The sequence below is a fragment of the Haloquadratum walsbyi J07HQW2 genome (assembly GCF_000415985.1).
Classification (GTDB): Archaea; Halobacteriota; Halobacteria; order Halobacteriales; family Haloferacaceae; genus Haloquadratum; species Haloquadratum walsbyi_B.
Map to the genome: position 1 here is coordinate 7,985 of NZ_KE356561.1, position 1,119 is coordinate 9,103.

General features: G+C 50.1%; 1 tRNA gene and 1 pseudogene. Both read right to left on the bottom strand.

Going from position 1 to position 1,119, the window contains the following annotated elements:
* Positions 1-543, bottom strand: a pseudogene (locus tag J07HQW2_RS00045) (site-specific integrase); the annotation flags it as partial.
* A 196-nt stretch (positions 544-739) separates the two neighbouring features.
* Positions 740-811: transfer RNA gene (locus J07HQW2_RS00050), tRNA-Thr, on the bottom strand.
* Positions 812-1,119: the final 308 nt, after the last annotated feature.

Sequence of the window (1,119 nt, forward strand, 5' to 3'; positions counted from 1 at the left end):
TTCTTCCGGTGAGAGACTGTTGTAGTGGGGAATGGTTTCGTATTCCATGACGGCTTCACGGAGCTGTGTTCGCTCTTCACGGGTCAGGTATTCGCGGACCTGGTAGTTTGTGGAGGGGTCGGAGAACTCGATGGCGGGCTCCCAGGTTATCTCGCGGTCTTTCTCATTTCGGAGGTACTTGAAGTATTTGTGAGCGGCTTTCTGGTAGTGGCAGGCGGAGGACTCAGATATATCGTCGCGTTTCGCCAACGCCTTCATCCAGTCGTCTGCTTCGTCAGTCCTGATACTAGTGGTGTATCGCTGCTGCTGCTCCCAGATGAACCGGAAGAATAGGTCTAGGCGGTTCATCGTGGTCTTGACAACTGAGTCGCTGTATCCATCTGCTTTGCTTGGGTTCTTTCCTTGGTAGTCGAGCCATTCTGCGAGGCTGCGTCGGAATTCGCGGTAGTCGATCTCTTGCCGGGGGTTGAGGTATTCCCTGCTTTTTTCGGTGACTAAAGGAACTCCGTGGTGTTTGTTGTCGTTGTCGTAGGTCCGGTTCATCGACTGTCCCTCCATTGCCTCACAGTTTGAAACCGGATTGTATGTTTAATAGTATCGAGCCTTGTCCACTGTTTTGCGGTAGAATCGCATGACGTCGAAGAGGTGCCTCTCAGCACCCCGGGCACTCGTCCTTTGAACATAGTTTTTGTTGCAGGCACAGAGAGCCCGATAACTACAGGACAGAGAAGGAAAAGAGAGCCTGAGGCGGGATTTGAACCCGCGCTCTCGTCCTTACCAAGGACGCGCTTTACCGCTAAGCTACCCAGGCACACGCGTAGTTAGCGCAGATTTGGTTTTACACGTTTCGATTCGTCGTCTCCTCATTTGAGTCTACTCTCAGGGTGACACGCTGTCGGCAGTCAAAACAGATTATCAAATACCAATGTTATCGATTTACAGTCAATCTAAGGGTTCAGATCGGATATCTCAGAATTATTACTCGATAAATGATACATCTCCCCGGTAAACAGAAAAATCAAACCAACTAAAAACCGCAACGAAAATCCCGGTAACGTAACTTACGGAGCTTCGCCAGTCTCGATAGTAAAGTCGTCTATCGGGTATGCAACACAGGTC